Raw genomic sequence first — 9,151 nt, 5'->3', positions numbered from 1 at the left:
AGTCTCCTGGGATTTTTCCCGAAAATCCGAAAGGCCAGCGGCTGACCGTATCGGCGCCTTGCCCCCAACTCAAGCGCCGCCGCGCCGGGCGCAGCCGGCGGATTTGCGTAAATCGGCGCACTCAGGTAATAATTCCTAGCAACTCCGGGATTTTTCGATGGCCAGACAGCCCAAATCGCCGCGCGCATTGACCCACGGCCAGATCTGGACCGCGCTCGACCGGCTTGCGGAACGCGCCGGGCTATCGCCGTCCGGACTGGCCAAGCGCGCCGGGCTCGACCCCACCACCTTCAACAAGTCCAAACGCATCACGCCCGACGGCCGCGAACGCTGGCCCTCGACCGAATCGGTCGCCAAGGCGCTCGCCGCCACCAACGCTTCGATCAACACCTTCGTGCAGTTGATCGGCGATGGCGCGCGCGGCGCGCAGTCGGTGCCGCTGCTCGGCTTCGCCCAGGCCGGCGCCGGCGGCTATTTCGACGACAGCGGTTTTCCGGCCGGCAAGGGCTGGGATGAGGTGACGTTGCCGTCGACCAATGACGAGCACGCCTACGCGCTGGAGATTTCAGGCGATTCGATGAGGCCGGCCTATCGCGACGGCGACGTCATCGTGGTGTCGCCGGGTACGCCGATCCGGCGCGGCGATCGCGTGGTGGTGCGCACCACCGGCGGCGAGGTCATGGTCAAGGAACTGAAACGCCGCACCGCGAAGACGCTCGAACTGCAATCGCTCAACCCCGCCCATCCCGACCGCGTGCTGGCGGCCGACGATGTCGAGTGGATCGCGCGCATCGTGTGGGCGAGCCAGTAAAGCGGCACGCCCTCATGTCGCGTAGTCCGGCTCCTTGCGGTCGAGCATGCGCTTCAAGGCGTCGAAATGCCGCTGCGCCGGGGTCGGCCCCTTGTACAAATGATCGTCCATGTAATCGCGCCTGGTCTTCTCGACCACCGGCGCCGGGAGCTGCTTCAGCTTCTGCCCCGTCCACATCGCGTAGATCTGCACCTGCGCGGCACGCTCGGTGTAATAGAGCTTGTCATAGGCCTCGGCGACGGTTTGGCCGACCGTGGAGATGCCGTGATTGGCCATGAACAGCACCGTCTTGTCGCCGATCACCCTGGCGAGCCGCGCGCCCTCGGCCGGGTCGAGCGCCGGACCGGCATATTCGTCGTCATAGGCGATGGCGCCGGAAAGACCCACCTCGGTCTGGCCGATCTCCTTGATGCGCGGGTCTTCGAGCCGCGTCAGCGCGCTCGCATAGGGCATGTGGGTATGGAACACCGCCTTGGCCTGCGGCAGCGCCTTGTGGATCGGCGCATGGATGCAGAAGCAGGAGCGCTCCACATCGCCCTCGCCGCGCTTGACCTCGCCGTCATCGATGCCGACTTCCATGAAGGAGGAGGCCGTCACCTCGGACCAATGCATCCCGAACGGGATCTGGTAGTAGCGGTCGCCGCGGCCCGGCACCACCAGGGTCAAATGGTTGAAAATGCCCTCGCTGAAACCCTGGTTGAAGGCAAGGCGATGCGCCGCCGCGAGATCGACCCGCGCCTGCCATTCCTCGGCGCTGCTCTCGCCAAGCGTATTCGGCGAAACCCTGAACTGCATGAGCATCCCTCCCGATATGGCCTGCCCCTCGGCCGGGGCTTGGATCATTCTTGCAGCATTGTAGCGCAATTTGGAGCGGCCACCGCTGAAATTGCAGCGGACCTCCCATTCCGATTTGCGGTTCGCGGCCGCAGATGCGTAGCCCTACGCCGATCGTGCCAGCGCGCCGTCGATCATCGCCACCGCGTTCGAAAGCCCGTAGACCGCGACGAAGGAGCCGAAGCGCGGGCCTTTTTCCTGGCCGAGCAGGACCTGGTAGAGCATGTTGAACCAGTCGAGCGAGACGCCGGGCCGGCCGTCCTTGCCCTTTTTCACAGGATCGAGGAACGGCTCGCGGCGGCCGATCTCGTAGACCACGTTCTGGATGTCCTCGGCCGTCGCGGCCGGCGGCATGTTCGACAGCGCGTCGCGCAAATCCTGCAGCGCGGCGCGCTCGCTGTCGGTGGGATCACGGAACTTTTTGGTCGGGGCCACGAAGTCGCGATAATAATTGATGGCGTAGCCGACCATGGCGTCGAGCTTCGGATGCGTCCGCGGCGTGACGCCCGGGCGATAGCGGGCGATGAAGCCCCACAACGTCGCGGCATTCTCCGCGTTCGACGACGACACCAGCGTCAGCAACATTTGAAACGTCACCGGCATGTCGGCGCTGGGCGGATTGCCGGCGTGGATATGCCAGACCGGATTGGCGAGCTGCTGCTTCGCATCCTGGCGCGGAAAGCCCTCGAGGAATTGCTGGTAGTCGTCGACATTGCGCGGGATCACGTCGAAATACAGCCGCTTCGCCGATTTCGGCTCGCGGTACATGAACAGCGACAGCGATTCCGGCGAGGCATAGCGCAGCCACTCGTCGATGGTGAGCCCGTTGCCCCTGGACTTCGAAATCTTCTGGCCCTTGTCGTCGAGGAACAGCTCGTAATTGAATCCTTCCGGCGGCGTGCCGCCGAGCGCCGCGCAGATCTTGCCGGAAAGCTTCACTGAATCGATCAGATCCTTGCCGGCCATTTCATAATCGACGCCGAGCGCGAACCAGCGCATCGCCCAGTCCGGCTTCCACTGCAGCTTGCAGTGGCCGCCGGTGACCGGCAGCGTGACGCGCGCTTTGGTCTCGGGATCGTCGTAGGAGACGGTTCCAGCCTTCACGTCGTGCTCGACGATCGGCACATACAGCACCATGCCGGTGCGCGGGCAGATCGGCAAAAACGGCGAATAGCTCGCGGCGCGCTCTTCGCGCAAGCTGGGCAGCATGATCGCCATCACGGCGTCGATCCGCTCCAGCACGCGCAGCAAGGCGGCGTCGAATTTGCCCGACGTGTAGTAATCAGTCGAACTCGCGAACTCGTAGTCGAAACCGAACGTGTCGAGAAACGCGCGCAGCCGGGCATTGTTGTGCGCGCCAAAACTCGAATGGGTGCCGAACGGATCGGGCACCCGCGTCAGCGGCTGGCCCAGATGGGCTTCCAGCATGTCCTTGTTCGGCACGTTGTCCGGCACCTTGCGCAGGCCATCCATGTCGTCGGAGAACGCGATCAGGCGGGTCCTGATCCGGTCCTCGGTCAGCACCCGAAAGGCATGGCGCACCATGGTGGTGCGCGCGACCTCGCCGAAAGTGCCGATATGCGGCAGGCCCGACGGGCCATAGCCGGTCGAAAACAGCACCTCATCCTTCGGCTTTTTCTTCAGCCGCGCCACGATCGCCTTGGCCTGCTCGAACGGCCAGGCGCTGGATTGTTCGGCAAGCGCGCGCAAATCGCCAGGGCTGGGGGCAAGGTCGATCGTGGACATCAGGTAAGAGACTCCGCGGCCACGGAAACTGGCCGGTTCGCAATATAGCCGTCATTGCGAGCGAAGCGAAGCAATCCATGGGGCCACAAAGGAAGAATGGATTGCTTCGTCGCAAGTGCTCCTCGCAATGACGGGAAGGGATTGCGCCCCTTAAAACGGGCTGATGGAAAAATAGCGCAGCCACAGATCGGTGTAGCGGCCTTTTTCCCAGAGCCGGAACAGCGCCCAGTTCAGCGACTGCCGCAACAGGTCGTTGCCCTTGCGGACGGCGATGCCGACGCCTTCGCCAAAATACCGGCTCTCGACGAACGGCCCGCCCGAGAAGGCGCAGCACTCACCGGAATCGGTGCCGTTGATCCAGAACGCCAGCGAGATCGCATCGCCGAAAATGAAGTCGACCTCGCCGCGTCTGAGCGCCAGCCGCGCCGCGTCGTCATTGGCGTAGGAACGGATTTCGGCGTCGGTGAACATCGCCTTCAAATAGGCCTCGTGCGAGGTGCCGGCGACCACCCCGATCTTCTTGCCCTCGAGATATTCGGGGCGGACTTCCGGCATCACGGCGTCGCGCCGCGACACGAAGCGGGCCGGTGCACGGTAGTAGGGATCGGTGAAATCGACCCGGGCGCGCAATTGCGGCGTCACTGCCAGCGAGGCGATGATGGCGTCGCCGCGGTTGCTCGTGATCGCATCGATCAGGGTCTCGAACCGGCGCATCTGGATGGTGCAGGTGGCCTTGATCTCGTCGCAAAGCGCCCGCGCCAGATCGACGTTGAAGCCGGCCGGATTGCCGTCGGGGCCGGTAAAGTTGAACGGCGGATAATCGGTCTCGGTCAGGAAGCGGATCACCGTAACACGCGACAGGTCAGGCCGGTCCGGGCGACGCCTCGGATCCCAGAAGCCCGGCACGGCCTGGGGCGCCGCCTCGAGGGCCGGCCGGGGCAAGGTTTGCGCCTGCGCCACATAGCCGGAGGGGACGACTGCCAGCGCAGCGCCGATCGACAATCCGGCCAATGAGATGCGGACGGTTCGAAGCGCGCTGAGGCTGGGCGAAAAGGCGGTCTGGTTTGGCATTGCCGGCGATTTCTTGGGAATTGGACGGCCTTATAGACCATCGGGCTGATGATGCGAGGGCCGTATGCGTCCATTCGACCGGATCAATAGAGGTCAGAGATACCGCTTCAGATCGGCCGCGGCCTGCTCCGGCGTCCGTTTGAGATTGAAGGGCGCGACGAACCGGCCGTCGCGATCCATCAGATAGACCAGCGCGGTGTGATCCATGGTGTAGTCGCCATCCTTCAGCGGGACTTTTTTGGCATAGACGCGATAGGCCGAGATCACCTTCGCCACCGCCTCGGGGTCGCCGGTCAGCCCCTTCAGATGCGGATCGAAGCTGGAAAGATAATCCTTCATCGCCGTCGCGGTGTCGCGCTCCGGATCGACCGAGACGAAATAGGCGTTCACGCGATCGGCATCCTGGCCCATCGCCTTCAGCACTTCCGAAATCTCGAACAGCGAGGTCGGGCAGACGTCGGGGCAATGGGTGAAGCCGAAGAAGATCAGCGTCGGGCGGCCCTTGAGATTGTTCTCGGTTACGGTCTGGCCGGCCTGGTCGGTCAACTGGAACGGTCCGCCGATCGCAGCCGGCGCGCTTAAGCTGCGCAGGCCGCCCATCGCCCACAGCATCAGCACCAGCCCGACCGCGAGGCTGCCGGCAAAGGCTGCGAAAATCACCAGCGGGCGGGTGGTCCGGTCCATCATGAGATTCCTTATGTCCGGATCAGAAGCAGGTCGAGATGCCGGCGGCGATCATCTCGAAGAACACCGCGGTTCCATAGTGGAGCCAGAGCGCGGCCGCGCCGAGCAGCGTCACGGCGCCAAGGCTGGCTGCGCCCCACACGATCGCCGACGCCACCCTGCCCTGGGGCCGGGCGGCCATCGTTCCGTGCCGGGAAATCGGCTGAGCCATGCGCGACCATCTGATGAAACGGCGACCGAAATACGGTCGGCCGGACCGTACCGCTCAGATAGGGCCAGTTCCACGGCCGGGCAAGCGCCATGGATGCACGGCCGATCACGTCATGCGGAGGGAAACCCCAAAGCGGATCAGCGCGAGTCCGGCTTGTTGGCGGACGCCTGGGCGTCGAGATAGCAGGGCTTGTAAATCGCCTGCAGTTGCTTGCCGCGCAGGAAGATCATCCGCGGGGTCAGGCCGCCCCGCGACGCGATCCAGCGCCGCACCGCCGAGGGGTACATCGAATACAGCATCTGGGTGGCTTCGGGATTGGTGACGGCGCGGCCATCGGCGCCGACATCCCAGGCGGCGTGGAAGCCGAGATTGGCGTGCGAGGTCACGCAGATCCGGTCATGGGGAACCGCGCCGAGCACGATGGTGCAGGCCGAGGCGCACAGGCCGTCGATGATGATCGTTTCCCCCGATGTGCGCAGGCCCTGATATTTGTCGACATAGGTGCCGATCCGGCCGCCGCGATCATCCGCGATCCTGACCACGGCGTCGCTCCTCGCGACCCCCGCCACCAGCAGAACCGCCGCGAGCAACCCCGTCACCAGCTTCATATCCCAGCCCCAGTCCAAAACCGTCGACCCGAATCTGATCATCTTGCGTGATGCAACACCCGATCGCCAGCGTGTTGCGGGACGGTAAATTTGTCTAGGCGGGCGAGGCTGCTCGAAACAAATTCAAATCAAGTGTTGCAACGGCGCTGCACCCGGCGGCCGAAACGGTCCCAAACTGGAACAAGTTGCCGATATCGCCTGATGCACGCACGCCACAGGCAAGCGCCATTTGCCGTTGACCGCGATGGATCACGCGTCTTGTATCAAACGCGATTTCTGGAGGACACGATGGCGGATGACGCGGACGTAATCGTGGTCGGGGGCGGACTGGCGGGGCTGGTCGCGGCCACCGAAATCGCCGACGCCGGAAAGCGGGTCGTCGTCGTCGACCAGGAGGGCGAGCAAAGCCTCGGCGGACAGGCGTTCTGGTCGCTCGGCGGCCTGTTCCTGGTGGACAGCCCCGAACAGCGCCGGCTCGGCGTCAAGGACAGTTTTGAACTCGCGCTGCAGGACTGGATGGGCGCCGCCGGCTTCGACCGCGACGAAGACCTTTGGCCGCGACGCTGGGCGGAAGCCTATGTCGCGTTCGCGGCGGGCGAGAAGCGCGGCTGGCTGCGCGCCATGGGGCATCGGATCTTTCCCGTGGTCGGCTGGGCCGAGCGCGGCGGCTATGATGCGATGGGCCACGGCAATTCGGTGCCGCGTTTTCACGTCACCTGGGGCACCGGCCCCGGCATCGTCGAGCCGTTCGAGCGGCGGGCGCGCGAGGCGCAAAGCAGCGGCCGGCTGACCTTCAAGTTCCGTCACCGTGTCGATGCGCTCTCGATCACGGCCGGCACCGCCGATGGCGTCAGCGGCACGATCCTCGAACCTGACAATGTCGAGCGCGGCCACCGCAGCTCGCGCAACATCGTCGGCGACTTCAGCCTGCGCGCCCAGGCCGTGATCGTCGCCTCCGGCGGCATCGGCGGCAATCACGATCTGGTCCGGCAGAACTGGCCGAAGCGGCTCGGCGAGCCGCCGAAATTCATGATCTCCGGCGTGCCCGAACATGTCGACGGCCGCATGATCGGCATCACCGAGGCCGCCGGCGCCCGGCTGATCAACCGCGACCGGATGTGGCATTACGTCGAGGGCATCCGCAACTGGTCGCCGATCTGGCCGCGCCACGGCATCCGCGTCCTCCCCGGCCCGTCTTCGATGTGGTTCGACGCGTCGGGCACGCGGCTGCCGGCGCCGCTGTTTCCGGGCTCCGACACGCTCGGCCAGCTCCATTACATCATGGGCACCGGCCATGGTTATTCCTGGTTCGTGCTGACCCAGAGCATCATCAAGAAGGAATTCGCGCTCTCCGGCTCCGAACAGAACCCCGACCTCACGGGGAAAAGCTGGCGCCTGACGATCAAGCGCGCCACCAACAAGGGCGCGCCGGCGCCGGTGGAAGCGTTCAAGCAGCACGGCGCGGATTTCATCGTGCGCGACAACCTCGCCGACCTCGTCAGCGCGATGAATTCGCTCGCCGGCGACGACCTGCTGAAGCTCGAGCACATCAGGGCCCAGATCGAGGCGCGCGACCGCGAGATGGCGAACCCTTACGTCAAGGACGCGCAGGTGATGAACATCCACAATGCGCGCCGCTATATCGGCGACCGCCTGATCCGCACCGCAAAACCGCACCGCATTCTCGATCCCGAACACGGGCCCCTGATCGCGGTAAAACTCAACATCCTGACCCGCAAGACGCTCGGCGGCTTCGAGACCGATCTGGATTCGCGCGTGTTCGGCCAGCACGGCCAGATCATCCGGGGGCTTTATGCGGCCGGCGAAGCGGCGGGCTTCGGCGGCGGCGGCGTGCACGGCTATCGCTCGCTGGAAGGCACCTTCCTCGGCGGCTGCCTGTTTTCCGGGCGAAACGCCGGACGGGCGGCGGCGAAGGCGGCGGGATAGGAAATCGACAGCCGGCAGTGGCCGATCGCGCGCCGGCGCGCTAAGTAGTCGGCCACATCCATCGGGAGAGCAGCATGACCATCCAGCGTTTTGAAACCGGGCCGCGCATGAGCCAGGTCGTCATCCACGGCAACACCGTCTATCTGGCGGGTGTCGTGGCCAACAAGGCGGCCGGCGAAAGCGTGACCAGGCAGACGCAGGAGGTGCTCGCGATCATCGACGGCCATCTCGCCAAAGCCGGAAGCGACAAATCGAAACTGTTGACGGCGACGATCTATCTCACCGACATGAAAAATTTCCAGGAGATGAACGCGGTGTGGGACGGCTGGGTTTCGGCGGGCAACACGCCGGCGCGCGCTACCGTCGAGGCCAAACTGGCGGCGGCGCCATACAGCGTCGAGATTATGGTGGTCGCGGCGAAGTAATTTTCCCGCAGGCGACCGCAAAATAAAGCCGCGCCAGCCCGAAGGCTGACGCGGCGATGGCCGTTCTGTTGCCAGGTGGACCTACCCCGAACAGTTACGCCGCGAGGCGCACGTCGTTCAATGCAACGTTATCGTTTGCATTTAGGTTTTTGACCCGATAACGGCGGTATCATGCCGGGCACAATTCAAAGCTTCTTCGCGACCATCGATCCTGTTTCGCCCCCGCCGTAGCAGCCCAGGGATCTTGCCTTCCGGCAAAATCGATCTCACGCAAATGAGACCTTTAAGCTCAAGCTGCTAGGGTGGAGGCGCCGGGTACTGCCCCCGGGTCTGCCCGCAGTCCGCTCAGAGTTTCAGCGCCATCGTCTTGCGACGAAGGGACTGTACGCGCGATCGAGGGGGAAAGATAGGCCAGTGGTTGCCGGAGAGATTAATGGCGGCGTGAAGGGTGGAGCGGGCGAAGGGAATCGAACCCTCGTATGCAGCTTGGGAAGCTGCCGTTCTGCCATTGAACTACGCCCGCAAATCAATAACTTAGATGGTATTGGACCCCGAATTATGTGGCCATCGTGTGGACGGCTGCTTGCCCCAGCGGTCTTATAGCATTCGAAATGTCGCGTTCAAATCGTTTGGGCCGGGCGGTCTAGCGAAGAGCAAGTCGATGCGCCCGGCAGCGGATGATCCGCAAGGGTCTATTCTCCTCGCCCACGGTCAACGAACATCAGTTTTGGGATAAATAGATTGGGGTGCCGCCCAACTGTTGAAATTTCGTGCCGTCGCAAACGTGTGCCAGCCTTGTTGACGAGATCGTGCC

9 protein-coding genes, 1 tRNA gene and 1 other RNA gene are annotated in these 9,151 nt (G+C 64.2%); 3 read left to right on the top strand and 8 right to left on the bottom strand.

The genetic code is table 11. The annotated features are described in order from the left end of the window. Nucleotides 1–157: 157 nt before the first annotated feature. Nucleotides 158–811 (top strand): S24 family peptidase, encoded by a 654-nt coding sequence (locus WCE35_RS09305; protein WP_424593050.1) that lies wholly within the window; start codon nucleotides 158–160, stop codon nucleotides 809–811. Between the two features lie 12 nt (nucleotides 812–823). On the opposite strand, the gene WCE35_RS09300 is transcribed toward WCE35_RS09305, so the two are convergent. The 6 genes from WCE35_RS09300 to WCE35_RS09275 all read right to left on the bottom strand — a co-directional run bounded on the left by WCE35_RS09300 (nucleotide 824) and on the right by WCE35_RS09275 (nucleotide 5,965). After that, nucleotides 824–1,606, bottom strand: a complete 783-nt coding sequence (locus tag WCE35_RS09300) for a class II aldolase/adducin family protein (protein WP_424593049.1) — start codon at nucleotides 1,604–1,606, stop codon at nucleotides 824–826. Between the two features lie 144 nt (nucleotides 1,607–1,750). Beyond that, complete coding sequence (locus WCE35_RS09295; RefSeq protein ID WP_424593048.1) at nucleotides 1,751–3,391, bottom strand: lysine--tRNA ligase; 1,641 nt, start codon at nucleotides 3,389–3,391, stop codon at nucleotides 1,751–1,753. Nucleotides 3,392–3,541: 150 nt separating this feature from the next. Further along, nucleotides 3,542–4,462, bottom strand: a complete 921-nt coding sequence (locus WCE35_RS09290) for a transporter substrate-binding domain-containing protein (protein ID WP_424593047.1) — start codon at nucleotides 4,460–4,462, stop codon at nucleotides 3,542–3,544. 93 nt (nucleotides 4,463–4,555) lie between these two features. After that, nucleotides 4,556–5,146 (bottom strand): SCO family protein, encoded by a 591-nt coding sequence (locus WCE35_RS09285; protein WP_424593046.1) that lies wholly within the window; start codon nucleotides 5,144–5,146, stop codon nucleotides 4,556–4,558. 22 nt (nucleotides 5,147–5,168) lie between these two features. Then, nucleotides 5,169–5,327: a hypothetical protein gene (locus WCE35_RS09280; protein ID WP_424593045.1), complete on the bottom strand. Its 159-nt coding sequence runs from the start codon at nucleotides 5,325–5,327 to the stop codon at nucleotides 5,169–5,171. Between the two features lie 167 nt (nucleotides 5,328–5,494). After that, entirely contained in the window at nucleotides 5,495–5,965 is a 471-nt protein-coding gene (locus tag WCE35_RS09275) for a hypothetical protein (protein ID WP_424593051.1), read from the bottom strand. A 288-nt stretch (nucleotides 5,966–6,253) separates the two neighbouring features. Here WCE35_RS09275 and WCE35_RS09270 point away from each other — a divergent pair, with 288 nt between their 5' ends. Together WCE35_RS09270 and WCE35_RS09265 are read left to right on the top strand one after the other, a co-directional pair. Further along, a complete protein-coding gene (locus WCE35_RS09270; protein ID WP_424593044.1) occupies nucleotides 6,254–7,912 on the top strand; it encodes an FAD-binding dehydrogenase in 1,659 nt (552 codons plus the stop codon). A gap of 74 nt (nucleotides 7,913–7,986) precedes the next feature. Then, a complete protein-coding gene (locus WCE35_RS09265) occupies nucleotides 7,987–8,337 on the top strand; it encodes a RidA family protein (RefSeq protein WP_424593043.1) in 351 nt (116 codons plus the stop codon). 52 nt (nucleotides 8,338–8,389) lie between these two features. Here the strand turns inward: WCE35_RS09265 and ssrA are convergent. Together ssrA and WCE35_RS09255 are read right to left on the bottom strand one after the other, a co-directional pair. Beyond that, nucleotides 8,390–8,750, bottom strand: a transfer-messenger RNA (tmRNA) gene (gene ssrA / locus WCE35_RS09260). Between the two features lie 36 nt (nucleotides 8,751–8,786). Beyond that, nucleotides 8,787–8,860: transfer RNA gene (locus tag WCE35_RS09255), tRNA-Gly, on the bottom strand. Between the last annotated feature and the right edge of the window lie 291 nt (nucleotides 8,861–9,151).

Source organism: Bradyrhizobium sp., assembly GCF_049691595.1.
Classification (GTDB): Bacteria; Pseudomonadota; Alphaproteobacteria; order Rhizobiales; family Xanthobacteraceae; genus Bradyrhizobium.
This window is presented reverse-complemented; position numbering and strand designations above follow the sequence as displayed.

Coding starts and splice junctions, on each gene's coding strand:
- WCE35_RS09275 (WP_424593051.1), bottom strand. CDS start 5,965: ATGAAGCTGGTGACGGGGTTGCTCGCGGCGGTTCTGCTGGTGGCGGGG.
- WCE35_RS09280 (WP_424593045.1), bottom strand. CDS start 5,327: ATGGCCGCCCGGCCCCAGGGCAGGGTGGCGTCGGCGATCGTGTGGGGC.
- WCE35_RS09270 (WP_424593044.1), top strand. CDS start 6,254: ATGGCGGATGACGCGGACGTAATCGTGGTCGGGGGCGGACTGGCGGGG.
- WCE35_RS09265 (WP_424593043.1), top strand. CDS start 7,987: ATGACCATCCAGCGTTTTGAAACCGGGCCGCGCATGAGCCAGGTCGTC.
- WCE35_RS09305 (WP_424593050.1), top strand. CDS start 158: ATGGCCAGACAGCCCAAATCGCCGCGCGCATTGACCCACGGCCAGATC.
- WCE35_RS09295 (WP_424593048.1), bottom strand. CDS start 3,391: ATGTCCACGATCGACCTTGCCCCCAGCCCTGGCGATTTGCGCGCGCTT.
- WCE35_RS09290 (WP_424593047.1), bottom strand. CDS start 4,462: ATGCCAAACCAGACCGCCTTTTCGCCCAGCCTCAGCGCGCTTCGAACC.
- WCE35_RS09285 (WP_424593046.1), bottom strand. CDS start 5,146: ATGGACCGGACCACCCGCCCGCTGGTGATTTTCGCAGCCTTTGCCGGC.
- WCE35_RS09300 (WP_424593049.1), bottom strand. CDS start 1,606: ATGCAGTTCAGGGTTTCGCCGAATACGCTTGGCGAGAGCAGCGCCGAG.